The organism is Halomonas sp. SS10-MC5, from assembly GCF_015992245.1.
Lineage (GTDB): Bacteria > Pseudomonadota > Gammaproteobacteria > Pseudomonadales > Halomonadaceae > Halomonas > Halomonas sulfidoxydans.
The window spans coordinates 4,182,544-4,207,335 of the sequence record NZ_CP065435.1; the positions used below are offsets into that span (position 1 = coordinate 4,182,544).

At 67.0% G+C, this 24,792-nt stretch carries 21 protein-coding genes and 2 tRNA genes; 5 read left to right on the forward strand and 18 right to left on the reverse strand.

Annotation, left to right across the window (positions count from 1 at the left end; all coding sequences use genetic code 11):
* Positions 1 to 14 precede the first annotated feature (14 nt).
* The 4 genes from panB (at position 15) to I4484_RS19585 (ending at position 3,382) form a co-directional block, all read left to right on the forward strand.
* Positions 15 to 806: a 3-methyl-2-oxobutanoate hydroxymethyltransferase gene (gene panB, locus I4484_RS19570; RefSeq protein WP_197448828.1), complete on the forward strand. Its 792-nt coding sequence runs from the start codon at positions 15 to 17 to the stop codon at positions 804 to 806.
* A gap of 30 nt (positions 807 to 836) precedes the next feature.
* The gene (gene panC / locus I4484_RS19575) at positions 837 to 1,685 is read left to right on the forward strand and encodes a pantoate--beta-alanine ligase (RefSeq protein WP_197448829.1); all 849 of its coding nucleotides are present in this window, start codon (positions 837 to 839) and stop codon (positions 1,683 to 1,685) included.
* 33 nt (positions 1,686 to 1,718) lie between these two features.
* Positions 1,719 to 2,099: an aspartate 1-decarboxylase gene (gene panD, locus I4484_RS19580; RefSeq protein WP_197448830.1), complete on the forward strand. Its 381-nt coding sequence runs from the start codon at positions 1,719 to 1,721 to the stop codon at positions 2,097 to 2,099.
* Positions 2,100 to 2,206: 107 nt separating this feature from the next.
* Positions 2,207 to 3,382, forward strand: coding sequence for an acetyl-CoA C-acetyltransferase (locus I4484_RS19585; RefSeq protein WP_197448831.1), 1,176 nt, complete (start codon positions 2,207 to 2,209; stop codon positions 3,380 to 3,382).
* 197 nt (positions 3,383 to 3,579) lie between these two features.
* Here the strand turns inward: I4484_RS19585 and pnp are convergent, their stop codons facing one another.
* The 15 genes from pnp to rlmE all read right to left on the reverse strand — a co-directional run bounded on the left by pnp (position 3,580) and on the right by rlmE (position 19,061).
* Positions 3,580 to 5,712, reverse strand: a complete 2,133-nt coding sequence (gene pnp / locus I4484_RS19590) for a polyribonucleotide nucleotidyltransferase (protein ID WP_197448832.1) — start codon at positions 5,710 to 5,712, stop codon at positions 3,580 to 3,582.
* A 168-nt stretch (positions 5,713 to 5,880) separates the two neighbouring features.
* Positions 5,881 to 6,150 carry a 30S ribosomal protein S15 gene (gene rpsO / locus I4484_RS19595; RefSeq protein ID WP_111415227.1) on the reverse strand — a complete coding sequence of 90 codons (270 nt, stop codon included), beginning with the start codon at positions 6,148 to 6,150 and terminating at the stop codon, positions 5,881 to 5,883.
* Between the two features lie 100 nt (positions 6,151 to 6,250).
* Positions 6,251 to 7,168 (reverse strand): tRNA pseudouridine(55) synthase TruB, encoded by a 918-nt coding sequence (gene truB / locus I4484_RS19600; RefSeq protein WP_197448833.1) that lies wholly within the window; start codon positions 7,166 to 7,168, stop codon positions 6,251 to 6,253.
* Positions 7,168 to 7,578 (reverse strand): 30S ribosome-binding factor RbfA, encoded by a 411-nt coding sequence (rbfA, locus tag I4484_RS19605; RefSeq protein ID WP_197448834.1) that lies wholly within the window; start codon positions 7,576 to 7,578, stop codon positions 7,168 to 7,170. Before rbfA ends, truB begins: the two co-directional genes overlap by 1 nt.
* An 18-nt stretch (positions 7,579 to 7,596) precedes the next feature.
* Positions 7,597 to 10,113, reverse strand: coding sequence for a translation initiation factor IF-2 (infB, locus tag I4484_RS19610; protein ID WP_197448835.1), 2,517 nt, complete (start codon positions 10,111 to 10,113; stop codon positions 7,597 to 7,599).
* A gap of 27 nt (positions 10,114 to 10,140) precedes the next feature.
* On the reverse strand, positions 10,141 to 11,634 hold the full coding sequence (nusA, locus tag I4484_RS19615) for a transcription termination factor NusA (RefSeq protein WP_197448836.1): 1,494 nt from the start codon (positions 11,632 to 11,634) through the stop codon (positions 10,141 to 10,143).
* A gap of 56 nt (positions 11,635 to 11,690) precedes the next feature.
* Positions 11,691 to 12,152 (reverse strand): ribosome maturation factor RimP, encoded by a 462-nt coding sequence (gene rimP, locus I4484_RS19620; RefSeq protein WP_197448837.1) that lies wholly within the window; start codon positions 12,150 to 12,152, stop codon positions 11,691 to 11,693.
* 209 nt (positions 12,153 to 12,361) lie between these two features.
* Positions 12,362 to 12,438, reverse strand: a tRNA-Met gene (locus tag I4484_RS19625).
* Between the two features lie 135 nt (positions 12,439 to 12,573).
* Positions 12,574 to 12,660: transfer RNA gene (locus I4484_RS19630), tRNA-Leu, on the reverse strand.
* A gap of 24 nt (positions 12,661 to 12,684) precedes the next feature.
* The gene (gene secG / locus I4484_RS19635) at positions 12,685 to 13,044 is read right to left on the reverse strand and encodes a preprotein translocase subunit SecG (RefSeq protein WP_197448838.1); all 360 of its coding nucleotides are present in this window, start codon (positions 13,042 to 13,044) and stop codon (positions 12,685 to 12,687) included.
* A gap of 4 nt (positions 13,045 to 13,048) precedes the next feature.
* Positions 13,049 to 13,798, reverse strand: a complete 750-nt coding sequence (tpiA, locus tag I4484_RS19640) for a triose-phosphate isomerase (RefSeq protein ID WP_197448839.1) — start codon at positions 13,796 to 13,798, stop codon at positions 13,049 to 13,051.
* A gap of 72 nt (positions 13,799 to 13,870) precedes the next feature.
* Positions 13,871 to 15,220, reverse strand: coding sequence for a phosphoglucosamine mutase (gene glmM / locus I4484_RS19645; RefSeq protein WP_197448840.1), 1,350 nt, complete (start codon positions 15,218 to 15,220; stop codon positions 13,871 to 13,873).
* Positions 15,213 to 16,007 carry a dihydropteroate synthase gene (gene folP / locus I4484_RS19650; protein WP_197451126.1) on the reverse strand — a complete coding sequence of 265 codons (795 nt, stop codon included), beginning with the start codon at positions 16,005 to 16,007 and terminating at the stop codon, positions 15,213 to 15,215. Before folP ends, glmM begins: the two co-directional genes overlap by 8 nt.
* Before the next feature lie 157 nt (positions 16,008 to 16,164).
* Entirely contained in the window at positions 16,165 to 18,171 is a 2,007-nt protein-coding gene (ftsH, locus tag I4484_RS19655; protein ID WP_197448841.1) for an ATP-dependent zinc metalloprotease FtsH, read from the reverse strand.
* Between the two features lie 233 nt (positions 18,172 to 18,404).
* Positions 18,405 to 19,061, reverse strand: coding sequence for a 23S rRNA (uridine(2552)-2'-O)-methyltransferase RlmE (gene rlmE, locus I4484_RS19660; RefSeq protein WP_197448842.1), 657 nt, complete (start codon positions 19,059 to 19,061; stop codon positions 18,405 to 18,407).
* Between the two features lie 163 nt (positions 19,062 to 19,224).
* Between rlmE and yhbY the strand changes: the two genes are divergently transcribed.
* Positions 19,225 to 19,551 carry a ribosome assembly RNA-binding protein YhbY gene (gene yhbY, locus I4484_RS19665; RefSeq protein ID WP_111415216.1) on the forward strand — a complete coding sequence of 109 codons (327 nt, stop codon included), beginning with the start codon at positions 19,225 to 19,227 and terminating at the stop codon, positions 19,549 to 19,551.
* Positions 19,552 to 19,655: 104 nt separating this feature from the next.
* Here yhbY and greA read toward each other — a convergent pair whose 3' ends face one another.
* The 3 genes from greA to carA are packed head-to-tail and all read right to left on the reverse strand — an operon-like array spanning position 19,656 to position 24,562.
* Entirely contained in the window at positions 19,656 to 20,132 is a 477-nt protein-coding gene (gene greA, locus I4484_RS19670; protein ID WP_197448843.1) for a transcription elongation factor GreA, read from the reverse strand.
* Positions 20,129 to 23,359: a carbamoyl-phosphate synthase large subunit gene (carB, locus tag I4484_RS19675; protein WP_197448844.1), complete on the reverse strand. Its 3,231-nt coding sequence runs from the start codon at positions 23,357 to 23,359 to the stop codon at positions 20,129 to 20,131. The genes greA and carB overlap by 4 nt, the downstream gene beginning before the upstream one ends.
* A 57-nt stretch (positions 23,360 to 23,416) precedes the next feature.
* On the reverse strand, positions 23,417 to 24,562 hold the full coding sequence (gene carA / locus I4484_RS19680) for a glutamine-hydrolyzing carbamoyl-phosphate synthase small subunit (RefSeq protein ID WP_197451127.1): 1,146 nt from the start codon (positions 24,560 to 24,562) through the stop codon (positions 23,417 to 23,419).
* Positions 24,563 to 24,792 lie beyond the last annotated feature (230 nt).

Below are 24,792 nucleotides of genomic sequence, written 5' to 3' on the forward strand. Positions count from 1 at the left end.
AACGAGAGCACGCCATGAAAACCGTCACGCTAAGCACGCTGCAGGCCTACAAGCGCGCAGGTGAAACCTTCAGCTGCCTGACCGCCTACGACGCGACCTTCGCGCGCACCGCCGCCGAAGCGGGCATCGAGGTGCTGCTGGTCGGCGATTCGCTGGGCATGGTGCTGCAGGGCCACGCCAGCACCCTGCCGGTGACCCTCGATGACATCTGTTATCACACGCGCTGCGCCGCGCGTGCCAAGGGGGCGAGCCTGCTGATGGCGGACCTGCCGTTCATGAGCAATGCCAGCACCGAACGCCTGCTGAGCGATGCCGGGGCACTGATGCGCGCCGGCGCCGAGATCGTCAAGGTCGAGGGCGAGGCCTGGATGGCCGACGGGGTTCGCGAGATGACCCGCCGCGGCGTGCCGGTGTGTGCCCACCTGGGTCTGACGCCACAGACGGTCTACCAGCTCGGCGGCTACAAGGTCCAGGGGCGCGATGCCGAGCGTGCTGCCCAGATTCTCGAGGATGCCCGTACCCTGGTCGAGGCCGGCGCCTCGGTCATCCTGCTCGAGTGCGTGCCGGCCAGCCTCGGTCGCGCCATCACCGAGGCCCTCGAGGTGCCGGTGATCGGCATCGGCGCCGGCCCCGGCACCGACGGCCAGATTCTTGTCATGCACGACGTGCTCGGCGTCACCCACGGCCGCACGCCACGCTTCGTCAAGAACTTCCTGGCCGAAGCCGACGACATCCCCGGTGCCTTCCGTCGCTATCATGAGGACGTCAAGGCGCGCCGCTTCCCCGCCGAGGAACACAGCTTCTAGCTCCGATCGTTGCATCCAGGAGGCCCGCTGATGCGTACCCTTCAAGACATTCCTGCGCTGCGCGAGGTGCTCGGTGAATGCCGTCGCCGCGGCCAGCGCATCGGCCTGGTGCCGACCATGGGCAATCTGCACGAGGGACACCTGGCGCTGGTGGCCGCGGCCCGGCGCCGTGCCGATGTGGTCGTGGCCACCGTTTTCGTCAATCCGCTGCAGTTCGGCCCGAACGAAGATCTCGACGCCTATCCGCGCACCCTGGCCGACGACCAGGCCAAGCTCGAGGCGGCCGGCTGCGACCTGCTGTTCACACCGTCCGTCGCCACGCTCTACCCCCGCGGGCTGAACGACCAGACCCGCGTCTGCGTCCCTGGCGTCAGCGAGGGGCTGTGCGGCGGCTCGCGGCCCGGCCATTTCGATGGCGTCTCCACCGTGGTCAGCATCCTGTTCAACCTGGTTCAGCCCGACGTGGCCTGCTTCGGCGAGAAGGACTACCAGCAGCTGGCGGTGATTCGCAAGCTGGTCGACGACCTGCACTTCCCCATCGAGATCGTCGGCGTGCCGATCGAGCGCGCCGACGACGGCCTGGCGCTGTCATCGCGCAACGGCTATCTCGACGAAGCCGAACGCGCCACAGCACCCGAGCTCCAGCGCACCCTGGCCATGCTGCGCGAGAAACTCGAGGCCGGCGAGCCCGTCGATGCGACCCTCGCGGCCGGCCTGACCCGGCTGCGCGAGGCCGGCTTCGTGCCCGACTACCTGGAGCTGCGTGCCGCCGACCTGGGGCCGGTGAGCGCCACCACCCGCGAAGCCGTGCTGCTCACCGCGGCCCGCCTGGGCACGACTCGCCTGATCGACAACCTGACCCTGACCCTGCCGCGCTGAGGCGGCGCGATACACCCGGAGGAAGAAGCCCGCATGTTCACCGTCATGCTCAAGGCCAAGCTGCACATGGCCCGCGTCACCCATGCCGTGCTCGACTACGAAGGCTCCTGCGCCATCGACGGCGAACTGCTGGACATGTCCGGCATCCGCGAGAACGAGCAGATCCAGATCTACAACGTCGCCAACGGCCAGCGCTTCACCACCTATGCCATTCGCGCCGAGGAGGGCTCGCGGGTCATCTCGATCAACGGCGCCGCCGCCCACCTGGCCGGCCCCGGCGACCGCGTGATCATTTGCAGCTATGCTCACTACAGCGAGGCCGAACTGGAGAATCACCAGCCGCGTCTCGTCTACCTGCAGGAAGGCAATGTCGTCAGCCACACCAGCAACGCCATTCCCGTCCAGTTCGCCTGACGGCCTGACGGCGCGACTGGGCTATCTCGGCATGAGGCATTGCCGCAGCGCACAATAGTCGCCTATGCTGAGCTCTCAGCGACCGTGAACGACTCAGGAGAATTCCAATGCAAGACGTGGTGATCGTTGCCGCCCGCCGTACCGCCATCGGCGCCTTTGGTGGCTCACTGGCCGGTATTCCCGCCAGTGATCTCGGCGCCCTGGTGATCAAGGACATCCTGGCCTCCACCGGCGTGGCCGCCGACCAGGTTGACGAGGTGCTGCTGGGCCAGGTACTTACCGCCGGCGTCGGCCAGAACCCGGCACGCCAGGCCGCCATCAAGGCCGGCCTGGCCGCCGCCGTTCCCGCCATGACCATCAACAAGGTGTGCGGTTCCGGCCTCAAGGCGCTGCACCTGGCGACCCAGGCGATCCGCTGCGGCGACGCCGAACTGATCCTCGCCGGCGGCCAGGAGAACATGTCCGCCTCGCCCCACGTGCTGCCCAACTCGCGCAACGGCCAGCGCATGGGCGACTGGAAGGCCATCGACACCATGGTCCACGACGGCCTGTGGGACGCCTTCAACAACTACCACATGGGCATTACCGCCGAGAACCTGGCCGAGAAGTACGGCATCACCCGCGAAGCCATGGACGAGTTCGCCGCCGCCTCCCAGCAGAAGGCCGCCGCCGCCATCAGGGAAGGACGCTTCAAGGGCCAGATCGTGCCGGTGGAGATCCCCCAGCGCAAGGGCGACCCGGTGGTCTTCGACACCGACGAGAACCCGCGCGAGGTCACCGCCGACAAGCTCGCCGGCATGCGCCCCGCGTTCAAGAAGGACGGCACCGTCACCGCCGGCAACGCCTCCTCGCTCAACGACGGCGCCGCCGTGGTGATGATCTGCTCCGCCGACAAGGCCCGTGAACTCGGCCTCGAGCCGCTGGCGCGCATCGCCGGCTACTCGAACGCCGGCGTCGACCCGTCGATCATGGGCATCGGCCCGGCACCGGCCACCCGCCGCTGCCTGGAGAAGGCCGGCTGGAGCCTGGACGATCTCGACCTGGTCGAGGCCAACGAAGCCTTCGCCGCCCAGGCGCTGTCGGTCAACAAGGAGCTCGGCTGGGACACTTCCAAGGTCAACGTCAACGGCGGCGCCATCGCGCTCGGCCACCCCATCGGCGCCTCCGGCTGCCGCGTGCTGGTGACCCTGCTGCACGAGATGATCGCCCGCGACGCCAAGAAGGGCCTGGCCACGCTGTGTATCGGCGGCGGCCAGGGTGTCGCCCTCGCCATTGAACGATAAGCAGAGCGGCGCCGCGAACAGGCCGTAGAGGGGCCCTACGCCAGGGATGGCGTCGGTAGCGCCCAGGGAAGGGTTTACCGCGCCCCCTCGATGGTCCGACACTTCGGCCCTGTTCCCGGATCAGCCGCGGCGCGTAAAAAAAACCGCCCCCATGGCCAGGCCATGGGGGCGGTTCGCTTTGCGGGGTCGAGTGGCGCTTACAGCGCGGTCTCGGCCTCGCCGGCTTCGAAGGCGGCCTTCTCTTCCGGCGTGATCTCCTTGATGGTGAGCTTCACGCGGTTGCGGTTGTCGATGTCGAGCACCTTGACCACCACCTCGTCACCCTCGTTGAGGAAGTCGCGCACGTCGTTGACCCGCTCGGGCACGATCTGCGAGATGTGCACCAGGCCGTCGGTCCCCGGCATGATGTTGACGAAGGCGCCGAAGTCGGCGATGCGCACCACCTTGCCCTTGTAGAGCTTGCCGATCTCGGCCTCGGCGGTGATCGACAGCACGATGTCGATGGCCTTCTTGGCCGCCGCCTTGTCTTCGGCGTAGATGCGCACGGTGCCGTCGTCGTCGAGGTCGATGGAGGCGCCGGTGTCCTCGCAGATCTTGCGGATGGTGGCGCCACCCTTGCCGATGACGTCGCGGATCTTCTCCGGGTCGATCTTGATGGTGGCCATCGAGGGCGCGTTCTCGGACACTTCGGAGCGGCTCTGGGCGATCACCGCGTTCATCTGCTCGAGGATGTGCAGGCGGGCCTCGTGGGCCTGCTGCAGGGCGATCTCCATGATCTCCTCGTTGATGCCCTCGATCTTGATGTCCATCTGCAGGGCGGTGACGCCGGCGGAGGAGCCTGCCACCTTGAAGTCCATGTCGCCGAGGTGGTCCTCGTCGCCGAGGATGTCGGTGAGCACGGCGAAGCCGTTCTCATCCTTCACCAGGCCCATGGCGATCCCCGCCACCGGCGCCTTCATCGGCACGCCGGCGTCCATCAGCGCCAGCGAGGCACCGCACACCGAGGCCATGGAGCTCGAGCCGTTGGACTCGGTGATCTCGGAGACCACGCGGATGGTGTAGGGGAAGTCCGCCTCGTCGGGCAGCATCGCCTGCACGCCGCGCCGTGCCAGGCGGCCGTGGCCGATCTCGCGGCGCTTGGGGCCGCCCATGAAGCCGGCCTCGCCCACGCTGTAGGGCGGGAAGTTGTAGTGCAGCAGGAAGCGATCCTTGCGCTCGCCTTCCAGCGATTCGATCAGCTGGGCGTCGCGCAGGGTCCCCAGGGTGGCGATGACGATCGCCTGGGTCTCGCCGCGGGTGAAGATTGCCGAGCCGTGGGTCTTGGGCAGGCTGCCCACCTCGATGGCCAGCGGCCGCACGGTCTTCTGGTCACGGCCGTCGATGCGCGGCTCGCCCTTGATCACACGCGAGCGCACCACGCGCTTCTCGAGGCTGGCGAAGGCGCCCTTCACCTCGTCGGCGTCGAACTGCCCCTCTTCCTCGCCGGCCAGCTGCTCCACCGCCTGCTCCTTGAGCGCGGCGAGCGCATCCTGGCGCGCCATCTTGTCGGTGATGCGGTAGGCTTCGCCGACCTTGGCCTCGAAGGCCGCGGCAACGGCCTGCTTGAGAGCGGTATTCTCGGCGGGCGGCTGCCACTCCCACTTGGGCTTGCCGGCTTCGGCGACCAGCTCGTTGATGGCGCGAATGGCCGTCTGCATCTCCTGGTGGCCGTAGAGCACGGCACCCAGCATCTCGTCCTCGAGCAGCTCATCGGCCTCGGACTCGACCATCAGCACGGCCTTCTCGGTGCCGGCGACGACCATGTCCAGCTCGGAGCTTGCCAGCTCCTCCACGGTGGGGTTGAGGAAGTAGCCTTTCTCTTCGTCGAAACCGACGCGAGCGGCACCGATGGGGCCGTTGAAGGGCACGCCGGAGATCGCCAGCGCCGCGGAAGTGCCGAGCATGGCGGCGATGTCCGGGTCATGGTTGCGGTCGGTGGAGAGCACCGTGCAGATGACCTGCACCTCGTTCATGAACCCCTTGGGGAACAGCGGGCGGATCGGGCGGTCGATCAGCCGCGAGGTGAGGGTCTCCTTCTCGGTGGGGCGCCCCTCGCGCTTGAAGAAGCCGCCGGGGATCTTGCCGACCGCGTAGGTCTTCTCCTGGTAGTGCACGGAGAGCGGGAAGAAATCCTGCCCGGGCTTGGTGTCCTTGCGGGCCACCACGGTGCACAGCACCACCGTGTCGTCCATGGTGACCATGACGGCCCCAGTGGCCTGACGGGCGATCCGCCCGGTTTCCAGGGTGACGGTGCTGCGACCGTACTGAAACGTTTTCTTGACCGGATTCACGGCGACTTCCTTCAACTTGTCTCTATTCACATGTATGGGTCGTTTTTGACTCGGCGACCATTTTAGGGGTTGACGCGCGCGAGAGCCACCTATACCGCCCCTTTTCCCCCTGACAAAACGCAAAACGGGCAGCCCAAGGCTGCCCGTTTCGTACCCGCTCAGCGTCGATTAACGACGCAGGCCCAGACGCTGGATCAGCGCCTGATAGCGCGACAGGTCCTTGCGCTTCAGGTAGTCCAGCAGCTTGCGGCGCTGGTTGACCATGCGGATCAGGCCACGACGGGAGTGGTGATCCTGCTTGTTGGTCTTGAAGTGGTCCTGCAGGCCGTCGATGTTGGCGCTCAGCAGGGCCACCTGAACCTCGGGGGAACCGGTGTCGTTGTCGCCACGGCCGAATTCCTTGACGATCTCGGCCTTCTGTTCAGCGGTAAGTGCCATCTGTGTCTCCAGTAAGCAATATGCCTGAAACGTGAATGTGTGAGACCACGCATATTTGCAGTCTCGGGCGTCTCTCCCTCGGGGCAGCTCGCGCCGCCCCTCAATCGGCTGCCGTACTGAGCAGCCGCTTCGGTGCCACCTCCTGTGGCCCCGTCACCACGCCGAGCCCGAGGAAGGTCTCGTCGCAGTAGAGTCTCGCCAGCTTGCCGGTCTTCTCGCCGACGGCATCGACGCTGGCCGCCTGGCCGTGGACGAGCCGCTGCCTGGCGCGCTCGTCGACCACGAGCTTGGGCAGATGCGCCACCAGCACGTCGACCGGCAGCAGCGCGGCCTCGCGCTCATCCTGGCCCGACAGCGCTTCCAGCGCCTCCAGCGGCAGCATGCCTTCGCTGTCGAAGGGGCCGGTGGCGAGTCGCCGCAGGGCGGTGATGTGAGCCCCGCTGCCGAGCGCACGGCCGATGTCCTCGGCCAGGGTGCGCACGTAGGTCCCCTTGCTGACCCGCACTTCCAGCTCGAAGGCATCGCCCTCGAAGGCAAGCAGCCGGGCATCATACACCGTCACGCGGCGCACTGCACGCTCGACGCTCTTGCCCTCGCGGGCCAGCTCGTAGAGCTTGCGCCCCCGGTGCTTGAGCGCCGAGTACATCGGCGGCGTCTGCTCGATCTCGCCGCGAAAGCGCTCGAGCACCCGCTCGACATCCGCCGCCGTCAGCGCCGGCACCTCGCAGCGCTCGACCACCTCGCCCTCGGCGTCGCCGGTGGCGGTCACCGCACCGAGCTGCACCCGGGTACGGTAGACCTTGTCGGCCTCGAGCAGGTGCGCCGAGAACTTGGTCGCCTCGCCCAGGCATACCGGCAGCAGCCCGGTCGCCATCGGATCCAGCGTGCCGGTGTGGCCTGCCTTCTGCGCCTGCAGCAGGCGCCGGACCCGCTGCAGGGCGTGATTGCTCGACGCCCCCTTGGGCTTGTCGAGCAGCAGCACGCCGTCGATCGGCAGGCCGCGCCGACGCCGCGCCATCAGCCGCGCTCTCCCTCGTCGCCCGGGCCGTGCCCGTCGTCGGCGTGGCGGGCACGGTCGCTCTCGACCGCCTCGTCGATCAGCGAGGAGAGCCGCTGGCCGCGCACCACGCTCTCGTCATAGTGGAAGCGCAGCTCCGGCACGTGACGCAGCTTGATGCGCCGGGCGATCTGGCTGCGCAGGAAGCCTGCTGCCTGGCGCAGCACCTTGAGGTTCTCCTTGATGCGCTCGGGGCTGTCCTCGCCGAGCAGGGTCACGTAGACGTCGGCGTAGCCGAGGTCACGGCTGACCGTGACCCCGCTGACGGTGACCATGCCCAGGCGCGGGTCCTTGACCTCGCGCTGGATCAATACGGCCAGCTCCTTCTGCAGCTGGTCGCCGACCCGGTCGGTACGCTTGAACTCGCGCATGCTCCACCCCCGCTGCGATTACAGCGTCCGCTCGACCTTGACCTGGTCGAAGACCTCGATCTTGTCGCCGACCTGGACGTCGTTGTAGTTCTTGACGCCGATACCGCACTCCATGCCGCTGCGCACTTCCTGCACGTCGTCCTTGAAGCGGCGCAGCGACTCGAGCTCGCCCTCGTAGATGACGACGTTGTCGCGCAGCACGCGGATCTTCTTGTTGCGGAAGACGGTGCCCTCGACCACCATGCAGCCGGCCACGGCGCCGATCTTCGGCGCGCGGAAGACGTCGCGAACCTCGGCCACGCCGACGATCTCTTCCTTCCACTCCGGTGCCAGCATGCCGCTCATGGCCTGCTTGACCTCGTCGATCAGCTGGTAGATGACGCTGTAGTAGCGCAGGTCGAGGCCTTCGCGCTCGATGATCTCGCGGGCGGCGGCGTCGGCACGCACGTTGAAGCCGACCACGATGGCCTCGGAGGCCAGCGCCAGGTTGGCGTCGGTGCCGGTGATGCCACCCACGCCGGAGGAGACCACGGCCACCTGCACTTCGTCGGTGGAGAGCTCCTCGAGGGCACCCTTGATCGCCTCCAGCGAGCCCTGCACGTCGGCCTTGAGCACGATGTTGACCTTGGCCACCTCGTCCTGGCCCATCTGGCTGAACATGTTCTCCAGCTTGGCCTTCTGCTGGCGTGCCAGGCGCACTTCGCGGTACTTGCCCTGACGGAAGTTGGCGACCTCGCGGGCCTTCTTCTCGTCGGCCACGACCATGAAGTCGTCGCCGGCGTCCGGGGTGCCGTCGAGGCCCTGGATCTCCACCGGCATGGCGGGGCCCGCCTCGTCGACCTGCTGGCCGAGTTCGTTGGTCAGCGCACGCACGCGGCCGTAGTGCAGGCCGGCAAGCACGATGTCGCCCTTCTTCAGGGTGCCGTTCTGGACCAGCACGGTGGCCACCGGACCGCGCCCCTTGTCGAGGCGCGACTCGACCACCACGCCCTTGCCCGGCGCTTCCGGTACCGCCTTGAGCTCGAGCACCTCGGAGACCAGCTGGATCGCCTCCAGCAGATCCTCGATGCCTTCGCCGGACTTGGCCGAGACGTGGACGAACTGGGTGTCGCCGCCCCACTCCTCGGAGATCACGCCGTGCTGCGACAGCTCGTTCTTGACCCGGTCCGGGTCGGCCGCCGGCTTGTCGATCTTGTTGACCGCCACCACCATCGGCACGTCGGCCGCCTTGGAGTGCTCGATCGCCTCGATGGTCTGCGGCATGACGCCGTCGTCGGCCGCCACCACCAGGATGACCACGTCGGTGGCCTTGGCACCGCGGGCGCGCATCGCGGTGAACGCCGCGTGGCCCGGGGTATCGAGGAAGGTCACGCCGCCGTGCTCGTCCTCGACGTGGTAGGCGCCGATGTGCTGGGTGATGCCGCCGGCCTCGCCGGTGGCCACCTTGGCCTTGCGGATGTAGTCGAGCAGCGAGGTCTTGCCGTGGTCGACGTGGCCCATCACCGTGACCACCGGCGAACGGGTGATCTCCTCGCCCTCGTAGGAGATGCCTTCGAGCATCTCGGTCTCGAGCGCATCGTCCTTGATCAGCTTGGGCACGTGGCCCATCTCCTCGACGACGATGGCCGCGGTGTCCTGATCGATGGTCTGGTTGATGGTCACCGCCGCGCCCATGGTGAACATGGTCTTGATGACTTCGTTGGCCTTGATCGACATCTTGTCGGCCAGGTCGGCGACGCTGATCGACTCGGGAATCGAGACCTCACGCACGATCGGCTGCGTTGGCTTCTGGAAGCCGTGCTTGCCGCCACCGGCCTGACTGGAACCGCGGCGGCCACCGCGGCGCTCGGCGCGCTTGACCTTCTTGCCGCCGCCACGGCGCCGCTCCTCGCGGTCGCCGCGATCGTCGTCGTCACGATCATGGCGCCCCTTCTTGGCCGAGGCCTTCTTGGGCGGCGCGGTACGGCGGTCGGTGCGGCCCTCCTTGGGCGGCGCCGGCGGCTCGGGCTCGCCGGACGGCTCCTCGGAGCTTTCCAGAGCGGGCACCGGGATCTCGGGCTCAACCGCGGGCTTGGACGCCTCGGCCTTGGCGGCCTCCTCGCGCGCGGCCTGCTCGGCGGCACGCGCCTTGGCCTGCTCGGCCTCCTGGGCCTCGCGCTTGGCCTGTGAATCGGCCATGTCGCCCACCAGCTGACGCGGCCCGGACTCCTCTACCGGCTCGGGCGCCGGCACCTCTTCCTCGGCGCGCTTGACGTAGGTGCGCTTCTTGCGCACCTGCACCTCGATGGTCTTGCCGCGCTCGCCGGTCTTGATCCGGCTTCTGGTCTTGCGCGTCAAGGTGATGCGGTTGCGCGCGCCGGCCCCACTGCCACCGTGGCTCTTGGTCAGGTAGTCGAGCAGCTTGCGCTTGTCCTCCTCGGACACGGCATCGCTCTCGGACTTGTGCTCGAGCCCGGCTTCTTTCATCTGTTCCAGCAGGCGGGGCACGTCGCGGCCCACCTTCGCTGCAAAATCCTTAACGGTCATTTCCGACATCTCGACCCTCCTCAGCCCGTGACCCGTTTACTGTTCGTTCTCGAACCAGGGCGCACGGGCAGTCATGATCAGTGCTGCAGCGCGCTCCTCGTCCATGCCCTCGATGTCCATCAGATCGTCGACGGACTGCTCGGCGAGGTCCTCCATGGTGACGATGCCCCGACTGGCCAGGATGAAGGCCAGGTGACGTTCCATGCCATCCATCTCCAGCAGGTCGTCGGCCGGCTGTGCACCGTCCAGCTCCTCCTCGGAGGCAATGGCCAGCGTCAGCAGTTCATCCTTGGCTCGCGCACGCAGCTCTTCCACCAGCTCTTCGTCGAGCTCCTCGATCTCGAGGATCTCCTCGAGGGGCACGTAGGCGATCTCCTCCAGCGTGGTGAAGCCCTCCTCCACCAGCAGCCGGGCGAGATCCTCCTCGATGTCCAGGTGCTGGATGAAGTGCTCGACCAGGCTGTCGATCTCCTGCTCGCGCTTGTCCTCCGCCTCGCCCTCGGTCATGACGTTGATGCGCCAGCCGGTGAGTTCGGAAGCCAGGCGCACGTTCTGGCCGCTGCGACCGATGGCCTGGGCCAGGTTGTCCTCGGCCACGGCGACGTCCATGGCGTGCGCGTCCTCGTCGACCAGGATCGAGGCGACGTCGGCCGGTGCCATGGCGTTGATGACGAGCTGGGCGGGGTTGTCGTCCCACAGGATGATGTCGACCCGCTCGTTCTGCAGCTCGCTGGAGACCGCCTGGACGCGGGAGCCGCGCATGCCGACGCAGGCACCGACCGGGTCGATGCGCCGGTCGTTGGTCTTGACCGCGATCTTGGCCCGCGAACCGGGGTCACGCGCCGCGCCCTTGATCTCGATGAGCTGCTCGGCGATCTCCGGCACCTCGATCTTGAACAGCTCGATGATCAGCTCGGGGCAGGTCCGCGACAGGATCAGCTGCGCGCCACGCGCCTCGGCGTCGACCTTGAGCAGCAGCGCGCGAACCCGGTCGTTCATGCGGTAGCGCTCGCCGGGAATCATCTCGCTGCGCGGCAGGAACGCCTCGGCGTTGTCGCCGAGGTCGATGATCAGACCGTCGCGGGTGGTCTTCTTGACGATGCCGGCGACCAGCTCGCCCTCGCGCTCGGCGTACTGGCGCACCACCTCGGCGCGCTCGGCCTCGCGTACCTTCTGCACGATGACCTGCTTGGCGGTCTGGGCCGCAATACGGCCGAAGGCGGCGTTCTCGATCTGCTCCTCGACCACGTCCCCCAGCCCCAGCGGCGGGTCGCGGCGTTCGGCATAGGAGAGCTTGATCTCGGCGTCGGGATTCTCGAACTCGTCGTCCTCGATCACCTCCCAGCGGCGAAAGGTCTCGTACTCGCCCGTCTGGCGGTCGATATGCACCCTTACGCTGACCTCGCGCCCCTCGAAGCGCTTGCGCGATGCGCTGGCCAGCGCCGCTTCGACGGCCTCGAAGATCACGTTACGGGGCACGCCCTTTTCGTTGGAGATCGCATCCACGACCATCAGAATTTCTTTACTCATGCCTATGCCTCGCCAGAAAACCTGTTCTTGTGCACCAGCAACCTTGGCCGGCGACCTCAGTCTTCGAACCGGGGAACCACCCGTGCCTGATCGATGCTCTCGATGGGAAAGCAGTACTCCTCGCCGTCGAGCTGCAGCAGCACCTCGTCCTCTTCGACGCCGGCCAGCAGCCCCTGGAACTTGCGCCGCCCGTCGAAGGGAACGCGCAGCTTGAGCGCTACCTGGTGCCCAGCGAAGCGCGCGAACTGATCGAGGGTGAAGAGCGGACGATCCATGCCCGGCGACGAAACCTCCAGGCGATACTCCCCCGGAATGGGATCCTCCACGTCGAGCACGGCACTGACCTGGCGACTGACGTCGGCGCAATGATCCACGCTCACCCCCTCGGCATGATCAATGTAGATCACCAGTCGGGAGTGCTTGCCCTGGGGTCGATAGTCGATGCCCCAGAGTTCGAAGCCCATGGCGGTGACCACCGGCTCGATCAGCGCATATAGCGCAGCGTCCTTGAGTGCCACAGAAAGCTCCTACAGCCGTTGCATCAGGCACCTGGCCGGGAGTGAACAGGAAAGCTAGGTGGCTGATTGGCGTTGCCCGAACAAGCCCTGCCGGCCAGGCCGACAGTAAGCTGCTAACAAAAAGCCCCTTCGCAGGAAGGGGCCTTTCACAAGAAACCTGTAGTACCACTTTCGGCATCCTGCATCCCGTTCGGATGCCTGCCGGAAGATGGTAGCGGGGACCGGATTTGAACCGATGACCTTCGGGTTATGAGCCCGACGAGCTACCAGACTGCTCCACCCCGCAACATTCCAGGTCGGCGATTGTAGGCGCGATGCGGGCCTGAGTCAAGGTGACTTGAGCCAAGCGGGCGCCTACCCTCTTCCTGGTGCCAATCCTGCTTCTGACGACTCGCGACCCCTCGGGCCGCAGCGTTTCAGATGGTGCCGAAGGCGGGACTTGAACCCGCACGACCGTAAGGTCACTACCCCCTCAAGATAGCGTGTCTACCAATTCCACCACTTCGGCTTGCTAGACTGCCGGAGCCGCGACTCAGCCGTCGCTTTCCTCCAGCACTGGCGCGGTATTATCCACATCATCGGCGTCGTCGTCAAGGGTAGGCAGCCCGCGCTGCTGCTCGATCAGACGCGAGTCGGGAATGCCCGCTTCCGGCGCCTGCCCCGCCTGGCTGGCGAAGTAGGCCAGGGTCAGCGAGGTGGCGAAAAAGGCCGCCGCCAGCACCGCCGTGGTGCGCGAGAGGAAACCGCCGCTGCCGCGCGAGCCGAACACGGTCTGGGACGCGCCGCCGCCGAAGGCCGCACCGGCCTCGGCGCCCTTGCCCTGCTGTAGCAGGATGAGAACGACCAGCGCGATGGCGATCGCCACATGGATCATGAGAATGGCAACTTGCATGGGTTCAACCTGCTGACTGACAAATGGCTAGGAAATCGTCGACCTTGAGCGAAGCACCGCCCACCAGGCCGCCGTCGATGTCGGGCTGGGCCAACAGCTCAGCCGCGTTGCCGGCGTTCATGCTGCCGCCGTACAGCAGGCGCAAGCCTGCCGCGAGGTCACGATCGAAGCCGGCCTGGTACTCCCGGATGGCGGCCATGACCTCCTGGGCCTGCTGCGGCGTGGCGGTACGCCCGGTACCGATGGCCCACACCGGCTCGTAGGCGATGATCACGCGCTCGCGCTGGTCGGGTTCGAGACGCGCCATCGCGTAGCCCACCTGGCGCAGCACGACCTCCTGGGTCCGGCCGGCATCGCGCTCTTCCAGGGTCTCGCCCACGCACAGGATCGGCGTGATGTCGACGTTGAGCGCCGCCAGCAGCCGGTCGAGCACGGCCTCGTCACCTTCGCGGTAGAGCTGGCGCCGCTCGGAGTGGCCCGCCAGGGCGTACTCGACGCCGAACTCCCTGAGCATGCGCCCGCTCACCTCGCCGGTGCGAGCCCCGGAGTGCAGGGGATTCAGCGTCTGAGCGCCCAGGCGCAGCGGGGTACCGTCGAAGGCACGCCGCGCCGCGTCCAGATAGGGAAAGGGCGGCAGGATCACCACGTCCAGCGAAGCCGGCAGCGTCGTTTCGGCAAAGGCGCGACCGAACTCTTCGACCAGCGCGGCCGAACCGTTCATCTTCCAGTTCCCGGCGATCAGCGGCGTTCGCATGCTGCGTCCTCTTTCAAAGTGGAGCGAAATGGTATAGGAGCCGCCAGGCCAAGACAACCGCCGCAGCGTGTGTCAACCCAGCTCGCCCTCGACCTGGGCGGCCAGGCGGCTCGCCAGCCCTTCGACGTCGAGGTGAGCCCGCCCCTCGACCATCACACGGATCAGCGGTTCGGTGCCCGAAGGGCGCAGCAACACGCGCCCCTCCTCGCCCAGCTCCGCCTCCACCGCCGCCACGGCGTCCTTGACCGCCGGGCTCGCCATCAGCGCCTTGGCATCACTGCCCGGCATCAGGCGCACGTTGACCAGCGCCTGGGGCACCTTCTCCAGGCCGGCAAGCAGCACCTTGAGCGGCTTGCCCTCGCTGATCATGAGCGCCAGCACCTGCAGCGCCGAGACGATGCCGTCGCCGGTGCTCTGCACGTCGGCACAGACGATGTGGCCGGAGGATTCACCGCCGAGCTGCCAGCCGTTCTCCACCAGGCGCTCGACCACGTAGCGGTCGCCGACCTTGGCGCGCTCGAAGGGAATGCCCATGCCCTCGAGCGCCATGGCCAGGCCGAAATTGGTCATCAAGGTACCGACCACACCGCCGACCAGCTGGCCACGCTCGTGGCGGTCACGAGCGATGAGGTAGAGGATGTCGTCGCCGTCGACCTCGCGGCCGTCGGCATCGACCATCAGCACGCGGTCGCCGTCACCGTCGAAGGCGATGCCGAGGTCGGCGCCCTGCTGGATCACCGCGGCGCGCAGCGTCGCCGGCGAGGTCGAGCCGACCTCGCGATTGATGTTGAGGCCGTCGGGGCTGGCCCCTACCAGGCTGACCTCGGCGCCCAGCTCGCGGAACACGCTGGGGGCGATGTGGTAGGTAGCGCCATGGGCGCAGTCGAGCACCATGCGCAGGCCGTGCAGGCTGACGCGGTTCGGGATGGTCGACTTGCAGAACTCGATGTAGCGGCCGGCGGCGTCGTCGATGCGCACCGCCTTGCCCAGCTTGCCCGCCGCTACCGTCGTCAATGGCTCCTCGAGCATCGCCTCGATGCGCTCCTCGAGCGCGTCGGGAAGCTTGGTGCCGTCGGTGGAGAAGAACTTGATGCCGTTGTCGGCGAAGGGGTTGTGCGACGCCGAGATGACGATACCGGCGTCGGCACGGAAGGTTCGGGTGAGATAGGCGATGCCGGGCGTCGGCATCGGGCCGAGCAGCGCCACGTCGACGCCGGCCGCCGACAGCCCCGCTTCGAGCGCCGATTCGAACATGTAGCCCGAGATACGGGTGTCCTTGCCGATCAGCACCCGGGCGCGCCCCGACTCGCGCGCCAGCACCCGCCCCATGGCCCAGCCCAGCTTGAGCATGAAGTCCGGGGTGATGGGATACTCTCCGACCGTACCTCGTATGCCATCCGTACCGAAGTATTTTCTAGTCATTCTCGCAGCCTTCCCTTAGCACGGCCCAGGTCATGTTCACCGCATCCATGACCGGGCCAACGTCATGAACGCGCAAGATGCGCGCGCCGCGCTCGACGGCCAGCGACGCCAGCGCCAGGCCGCCGGGCAGGCGCTCCTCCACCGGCCGGCCCAGCACCTTGCCGATCAGGCTCTTGCGCGACATGCCCACCAGCAGCGGCAGCTCGAACTCGGCCAGGCGCTCCATGCGATGGAGCAGCCGCAGGTTGTGCTCGACGGTCTTGCCGAAGCCGAAACCGGGGTCAATCAGCAGGCGCTCGCGGCGCAGGCCGGCGGCCTCGCAGGCCGCCACCCGCTCGGCCAGAAAGCCATGCACCGCCTCCTCGATGGGCTCATCATAGCGGGGCGCCTGCTGCATGTCCTGCGGCTCACCCTGCATGTGCATCAGACACACCGGCAGCCCCGTGCCGAGCGCCGCCTCCAGCGCGCCCTCGCGCGCGAGCGAGCGAACGTCGTTGATCATGCCGGCGCCCAGCGCCGCGGTCTGGCGCATCACGTCGGGATTGCTGGTATCCACCGAGACCAGCGCATCGAGCTCGCATACCAGGCGCTCGACCACCGGCGCCACCCGGTCCAGCTCCTGCTGGGTGGAAACCGGCTGCGAGCCGGGACGGGTCGATTCGCCGCCCACGTCGATGATCGCCGCCCCTTCCGCCAGCATCTGCTCGGCGTGACGCAGGGCGTCATCGACGGCGACGTGGCGCCCGCCGTCGGAGAAGGAGTCGGGCGTGACGTTGAGTATGCCCATGATCCGGGGGTAGGAGAGGTCGAGGCGATGCCGCCCACACGGCAGCCAGGTCGGTGCGGGGTTGTCTGTCATGTCATGGATCCTGTGACGCAAGCCTGGGCCCGGGGCCCCATGGCAAAGGCGCCCCGTCGGGGCGCCTGCTTCGTACCGGTCGTCGTCACGACCCGGCGGGGCCGCCCAGCGGGTCGGAGGGACGGCGGCGGGGCCTCTCGTCTTCGTCCTCGTCGCCATGCCCGCCACCGGCACCGTCGCTCGGTTCCTGGGCGGATTCCTCGTCACGCTTGGGCTCGGCCTCGCCGCCGATGGGGGCGCCGGATCCGGAGTCGCCGTCTTCCCAATCCTTGGGCGGACGCGGAGTGCGGCCCTCCATGATGTCCCTGAGCTGGTCGGCGTCGATGGTCTCGTACTGCATCAGCGCCTCGGCCATGGCGTCGAGCTTGTCGCGATTCTCCTCGAGAATCTGCTGCGCCTTGGCGTAGCACTCGTCGATGATCTTGCGTACTTCCTTGTCGAGCCGGGTCGTGGTCTCGCCCGACTTGAGCTTGCCGCCGCCCTGACCCGGGCCGCCGAGGAACTGGTGCGACTCGTCCTCGTCGTACATGATCGGCCCCATCTCTTCGGAGAGGCCCCACTTGGCCACCATGTTGTGGGCCAGTTCGGTGGCGCGCTTGATGTCGTTCGAGGCCCCGGTGGTGACACCGTTCGGCCCCAGCGTCATCTCCTCGGCGATGCGCCCGCCGAACAGCGAACAGATCTGGCTGATGATCTGCTGGCGCGACAGGCTGTAGCGATCCTGTTCGGGCAGGAACATGGTTACGCCCAAGGCGCGGCCACGCGGGATGATGGTGACCTTGTAGACCGGATCGTGCTCCGGCATCACCAGGCCGATGATGGCGTGGCCCGACTCGTGGTAGGCGGTGTTGAGCTTCTCCTTGTCGGTCATGACCATGGAGCGGCGCTCGGCACCCATCATGATCTTGTCCTTGGCCAGCTCGAGTTCCTCCATGCCCACCAGGCGCTTGTTGCGCCGCGCGGCGAACAGCGCCGCCTCGTTGACCAGGTTGGCCAGGTCGGCGCCGGAGAAGCCCGGCGTGCCGCGGGCGATCAGCGACGGCTTGACGTCGTCGGCCAGCGGCACCTTGCGCAGGTGCACGTTGAGAATGTGTTCACGACCACGGATGTCGGGCAGCGGCACCACCACCTGGCGGTCGAAGCGGCCCGGGCGCAGCAGCGCGGGGTCGAGCACGTCGGGCCGGTTGGTGGCGGCGATGACGATGATGCCCTCGTTGGCCTCGAAGCCGTCCATCTCCACCAGCAGCTGGTTCAGCGTCTGCTCGCGCTCGTCGTTGCCGCCGCCCATGCCGGCGCCGCGCGAGCGGCCCACGGCGTCGATCTCGTCGATGAAGATGATGCACGGCGCCTGCTTCTTGGCCTGCTCGAACATGTCACGCACGCGGGAGGCACCCACGCCGACGAACATCTCGACGAAGTCGGAGCCGGAGATCGAGAAGAATGGCACCTTGGCCTCGCCGGCGATGGACTTCGCCAGCAGCGTCTTGCCGGTGCCCGGCGGGCCCACCATCAGCACGCCGCGCGGGATGGTGCCGCCCAGGCGCTGGAACTTGGAGGGGTCGCGCAGGAAGTCGACCAGCTCCTCGACCTCCTCCTTGGCTTCGTCGCAGCCGGCGACGTCGGCGAAGGTGGTCTTGATCTGGTCCTGGGAGAGCAGCTTGGCCTTGGACTTGCCGAAGCTCATCGGGCCGCCCTTGCCGCCGGCGCCCCCCTGCATCTGGCGCATGAAGAACATGAAGATGGCGAGAATCAGCAGGATCGGGAAGCTGGCGATCAGCAGCCGCGTCCACAGGCTCTGCTGCTGCGGCTCCTTGCCCACCACGGTGACGTTGTTGGAGAGCAGGTCATCCATCAGCTTGGGATCTTCCGCCGCTGGCCGGATGGTCTGGAACTGCGACCCGTCGGCGCGCTCGCCGGTGATGGTGTAGCCATCGATGGTCACGCTGCGGATCTGCTGGTTCTGCACCTGCTGGACGAACTGCGAATAGTTCATCGTCTGCGGCGTGCCATCGACAGAGAAATTGTTGAACACCGTCAGCAGCACCGCCGCGATGACCAACCACAGGATCAGATTCTTCGCCATATCGTTCAAGGGACCACCCTCATTGCAAGCATCTCTCGGCCGTAACGCCTGGCACCGTGACCACAAGGGACCACTGGTAACGCCTGGCACCGTGACCACAAGGGACCACTGTATGACCACAGGCGGGCAGGGCATGTTCCTCCCGGCCTTCTTGCCCACACTGTGACACAGTTGGGCCGCGCTGTCCGGTCATTGCGCCGTTAGTCTGTCTCTATCGGAAGGGCCGAGCCGGCGGTGCCGGCTCAGCCGCGGAAACCATCCGCCAGCAGGTAGACCTCGCGCGAACGAGCGCGGGAGGCCTCCGGCTTGCGGGTCACCACCTTGCCGAAGCTGTCACGCAGCTCCTTCAGGTAGGCATCGAAGCCTTCGCCCTGGAACACCTTGGCCAGGAAACGGCCGCCGGGACGCAGGGTCTGGCGCGCCAGGTCCAGCGCCAGCTCCACCAGGTACATCGCCTGGGGCTGGTCGATGGCGCTCATACCACTCATATTGGGGGCCATGTCGGACATCACAAGGTCCACCGGGCGGCCGCCCAAGGCGGCGAGGATCGCCTCGAGCACCGCCTCCTCGGTGAAATCGCCCTGAATGAACTCGACGCCGGCCAGGGCATCCATCTCGAGGATATCCGAGGCGATGACCAGCCCCTCCGGCCCCACCCGGTCCGCCGCCACCTGGCTCCAGCCGCCGGGGGCGGCGCCCAGGTCGATCACGCTCATGCCGGGCTTGAACAGCCGGTCCTTGTCGTCGAGCGCAAGCAGCTTGTAGCTGGCGCGGCTACGGTAGCCGTCCTGCCAGCTCTGCTGCACGAAGCGGTCGTCGAAGTGTTCCTTGAGCCAGGAAGCCGAACTCTTGCTGGCAGCCGGCTTGCCACCGCGGGGCGGGGAAGTGGATCGAGCCACACGATCACCTTGACTGAAGCTGCCGAACCTCGCGAGCACGCCGGCCCGGTTCGGTGGGATGCGGAGCGGGTCGAGGCCGAACTCGAGCCTCGCCCTGCTTTCGCCGGCGCGCGTTTCACCGTACCATGGCAGGTTACGCGCAACCGGGAAGACGCAAGATACCATGAGCTTGTCACAGGCACAAAAGAAAGCATTTCGCAGCATCGGTCATCACCTCAACCCGGTGGTGACGGTGTCGGAGAACGGGGTTTCCGAGGGCGTGCTGGCAGAGCTCGACCGGGCGCTCGCCGACCATGAGCTGATCAAGGTGAAGCTGGCCCTGGCCGAGCGCGACGACCGTGCCGCCATGCTCGAGGAGCTGCTCGCCGCCAGCGGCGCCGAGCGCGTGCAGACCATCGGCAAGATGGCGCTGCTCTACCGCAGAAACCCCCAGGCCAACCCCAAGCTCTCCAACGTCAAGCGCTTCGAGAACCATCACGGTCGCCACTAGGCGCCGACGCGCCAGCGGCGACCCCGGGCTCCGAGCTGCGGGGCACTCCACAAAAAGCCCGCGACAAACGGCCGCGGGCTTTTTGCTGGCTCGTCGCTCGTGGCTCAGCGATGCTCGACGCTCGAGATCTCGTACTCGACCTCGCCGCCCGGCGTGCTGACCACCACCACGTCGCCCTCCTCCTTGCCGATCAGGGCACGGGCGATGGGCGAGGTAACCGAGATCTTGCCGGCCTTGATGTCGGCCTCGTCCTCGCCGACGATCTGGTAGGAGACCTCCTCGTCGTTGCCGAGATTGATCAGCTCGACGGTGACGCCGAAGATCACCTTGCCGGTCTGCGGCAGCTTGTGCACGTCGATCACCTGGGCGCTCGCGAGCTTGCTCTCGATCTCCTGGATACGTCCTTCGATGAAGCCCTGCTGCTCGCGCGCCGCGTGGTATTCGGCATTCTCCTTGAGATCGCCGTGCTCACGGGCCTCGGCAATCGCCGCGATCACCCTGGGACGCGCCTCGCCCTTGAGCTCCTCGAGCTCCTTGCGCAGGCGTGCCTCACCGGCAACGGTCATCGGGACCTTGTTCATTGCGTTGCTCCTGCATGCAGTTCCTGTAGCCGCCGCACCGTAATTTCGTTGCCATATTCCAGCGCCATGCAAACGGCACTCGCCCCTGCCAGGGTGGTGGCATAGGGTACCTTGCGGGCCAGCGCGGTACGGCGGATGACCGAGGAGTCGTTGATCGCCTGGCGACCCTCGGTGGTATTGACGATATAGGCGATGTCGTCGTTCTTGAGCAGATCGACGATATGCGGACGACCTTCGTAAACCTTGTTGACGACCTCGACCTCGAGGCCGGCGGCTTCGAGGGCGGTGGCGGTACCGCGGGTCGCGCACAGGGTGAACCCCAAGCCTAGCAGAGAACGCGCCACCTCGATAACACCCGCCTTGTCAGGATCGCGCACCGAGAGGAACGCCTTGCGCTCGCCCGAAAGCGCCGGGATCGCCTCGCCGGCCCCCAGCTGCGCCTTGTAGAAGGCCTCGGCGAAGGTATCGCCGGAGCCCATCACCTCGCCGGTGGACTTCATCTCCGGCGACAGGATCGGGTCGACGCCGGGGAACTTGTTGAACGGGAACACCGCCTCCTTGACGCTGAAGAAGTGCGGCACGACCTCGCGGGTGAAACCCTGCTCGGCCAGCGTCTTGCCCGCCATGCAGCGTGCGGCGACCTGGGCCAGCGAGGTGCCGATGCACTTGGAGACGAAGGGCGCGGTGCGCGAGGCGCGCGGGTTGACCTCGATGACGTAGATCTCACCGTCCTGCCATGCCAGCTGCACGTTCATCAGCCCCACCACGCCGAGCTCGAGAGCCATGCGCTTGACCTGCTCGCGCATCTCGTCCTGCACCGCGGCGGGCAACGAGTAGGGCGGCAGCGCGCAGGCGGAGTCACCGGAGTGCACGCCGGCCTGCTCGATGTGCTGCATGATGCCGCCGATCACCACCTCGTGGCCGTCGGAGACGGCATCGATGTCGATCTCGATGGCGGCGTTGAGGAAGTGGTCGAGCAGCACCGGCGAGTCGTTGGAGACCTTGACCGCGTGGGTCATGTAGTTCTCCAGCTCGTCGGCGGAGTAGACGATCTCCATGGCACGACCGCCGAGCACGTAGCTCGGGCGCACCACCAGCGGGTAGCCGATCGCCTCGGCCTTGACGAAGGCCTCGTCGAAGCTGCGCGCGGTGGCGTTGGGCGGCTGCTTGAGGCCCAGCTTGTCGATCATCTGCTGGAAGCGCTCGCGGTCCTCGGCGCGGTCGATGGCGTCCGGGGTGGTGCCGATGATCGGCACGCCGGCGGCCTCGAGCTCGCGGGCGAGCTTGAGCGGGGTCTGGCCGCCGAACTGCACGATCACGCCGACCGGCTGCTCCTTGTCGGCGATCTCCAGCACGTCCTCCAGGGTCACCGGCTCGAAATAGAGACGGTCGGAGGTGTCGTAGTCGGTGGAGACGGTCTCCGGGTTGCAGTTGACCATGATGGTTTCAAAGCCGTCGTCGCGCATGGCGAAGGCGGCGTGAACGCAACAGTAGTCGAACTCGATGCCCTGGCCGATACGGTTGGGTCCGCCGCCCAGCACCATGATCTTCTGGCGCTCGGAGACCTCGGCCTCGCACTCCTCCTCGTAGGTGGAGTACATGTAGGCGGTGTTTGATGCGAACTCGGCGGCGCAGGTGTCGACGCGCTTGTAGACCGGGCGAATCCCGGCCTTCTGGCGAGTCCTGCGGAACTCCTTCTCGGAGACGCCGAGCAGCTTGGCCAGGCGCGCGTCGGAGAAGCCCTTGCGCTTGAGACCGAACAGCTCCCGGGCGCTGAGCTCGGAGAGCGAGCGCCTGGCCACGTCCTGCTCGATGCGCACCAGGTCCTCGAGCTGGACCAGGAACCAGGGGTCGATCTTGGTCAGGGCGAAGATCTCCGCCACGCTCATGCCGCTGCGCATGGCATCGGCAACATAGAAGATGCGCTCGGCGCCGGCGGCCTGCAGCTCGCCCTTGATATGCGCCATGGCGTCGTCGCTGAATTCAGTGACCTTGGGGTCGAGGCCGTCGTTACCGGTCTCGAGCCCGCGCAGCGCCTTCTGCAGCGACTCCTGGAAGGTGCGCCCGATGGCCATCACCTCGCCCACCGACTTCATCTGGGTGGTCAGGCGGTCGTTGGCCTGGGGGAACTTCTCGAAGGTGAAGCGCGGGATCTTGGTGACCACGTAGTCGATGGACGGCTCGAACGAGGCCGGGGTGCGCCCGCCGGTGATGTCGTTGGAGAGCTCGTCCAGGGTGTAGCCCACCGCCAGCTTGGCGGCGATCTTGGCGATCGGAAAGCCGGTGGCCTTGGAGGCCAGCGCCGAGGAGCGCGACACCCGCGGGTTCATCTCGATCACGACCATGCGCCCGGTATCCGGGTCGACGCCGAACTGCACGTTGGAGCCGCCGGTCTCGACGCCGATCTCGCGCAGCACCGCCAGCGAGGCGTCGCGCATGATCTGGTACTCCTTGTCGGTCAGCGTCTGCGCCGGGGCCACGGTGATGGAGTCGCCGGTGTGCACGCCCATGGGGTCGAAGTTCTCGATCGAGCAGACGATGATGCAGTTGTCGTTCTTGTCACGAACGACCTCCATCTCGTACTCCTTCCAGCCCAGCAGCGACTCGTCGATCAGCAGCTCGTGGTTGTTGGAGAGCTCGAAGCCGCGGGTGCAGATCTCCTCGAACTCCTCCTTGTTGTAGGCCACGCCGCCGCCGGAGCCGCCCATGGTGTAGGAGGGACGGATGATCACCGGGAAGCCCAGCGACTCCTGGATGCGCCAGGCCTCCTCCATGCTGTGGGCGACCTCGGCCTTGGGACACTCCAGGCCGATGCGCTTCATGGCCTGGTCGAACAGGTCGCGGTCCTCGGCCTTGTTGATGGCGTCGGCGTTGGCGCCGATCATCTCCACGCCGTACTTCTCGAGCACGCCGTGTTTGTCCAGGTCGAGCGCGCAGTTGAGCGCGGTCTGGCCACCCATGGTGGGCAGGATCGCATCGGGGCGCTCGGCCTCGATGATCTTCTCCACCGCCTGCCAGGTGATCGGCTCGATGTAGGTGGCATCGGCCATGGCCGGGTCGGTCATGATGGTGGCCGGGTTGGAGTTGACCAGGATGACCCGGAAGCCCTCCTCGCGCAGCGCCTTGCAGGCCTGGGCGCCGGAGTAGTCGAATTCGCACGCCTGGCCGATGACGATGGGGCCGGCGCCAATGATCAGGATGCTGTTGAGGTCGGTACGCTTGGGCATGTCGGTTCCCGCGGCTGGATTCGTTGAAATCAGGCGATTAAGACGGGGCGGCGCCGCTCAGCGGCGCTCGCGCATCATCGTCACGAAGCGGTCGAACAGCGGCGACACGTCGCGCGGTCCGGGGCTCGCTTCCGGGTGGCCCTGGAAGCTGAAGGCCGGACGGTCGGTCAGCTCGATGCCCTGCAGCGTGCCGTCGAACAGCGAGCGGTGAATGGCGCGCACGTTGCCCGGCAGGCTCGCTTCGTCGACGGCGAAGCCATGGTTCTGGCTGGTGATCATCACGCGGCCGCTGTCGAGGTCCTGCACCGGGTGGTTGGCACCGTGGTGGCCGTGATTCATCTTCACCGTCTTGGCGCCGGCGGCCAGCGCCAGCAGCTGGTGGCCCAGGCAGATGCCGAACACCGGCACGTTGGTCTCGAGGATCTCGCGGATCGCCGCGATGGCGTAGTCGCAGGGCTCGGGGTCGCCGGGGCCGTTGGCCAGCAGGATGCCGTCCGGGTTGCGCGCCAGCACCTCGGCGGCCGGGGTCTGGGCCGGCACCACGCTGAGGCGACAGCCGCGCGAGGCGAGCATGCGCAGGATGTTGTACTTCACGCCGTAGTCGTAGACCACCACGTGGAAGGGACGCTCGCTGCCGCCGGCATCGACGTTGCCCTGGCCCAGCACCCACTCCGCCTCGCTCCACTCGTAGGCCTCGCGGCACGAGACCTCCTTGGCCAGGTCCATGCCCTTGAGGCCCGGAAAATCGCGCGCCGCCGCCAGGGCGCGCTCGACGGCGTCGGCGCCCTCGGCCTCCCGCCCCGCCAGGATCGCCCCGTTCTGGGCACCCTTGTCGCGCAGGATGCGGGTCAGCCGGCGGGTGTCGATATCGGCGATGCCGAGCACGTTCTGGCCCTTCAGGTAATCGGAGAGCGACTGCTCGGAGCGGAAGTTGCTGGCGATCAGCGGCAGGTCGCGGATCACCAGGCCGGCGGCGGCGATCGAGCCCGACTCGACGTCCTCGGCGTTGATGCCGGTGTTGCCGATGTGCGGATAGGTGAGGGTCACGATCTGTCGGGTATAGGAGAGGTCGGTGAGGATCTCCTGATAGCCGGTCATGGCCGTATTGAACACCACCTCGCCGCTGGTTTGCCCATCGGCGCCGATGGCGGTGCCGTGAAACACACTGCCGTCTTCCAGGGCCAGTATCGCGGGTCTGTTCAATGCGGGGCTGTTCAAGACAAGGTCCTCCCATGCTGGTGCGAGCCTGAGGGGCACAGGCTCGGCGGCTATCGTCACAGCGACAGATTCGGCTCGTAAAAAAGCGGGACGAAGCCGATAAGGAACCGGTTTCATCCCGCTTGTTGTCTGTTTGCTCGGGGGCTGGCCACGCAACAAGCGCGCAGTTGGACTGCTGTTTTCAGGCGCCCGGCCAAAATTTTGGAGATGTTACA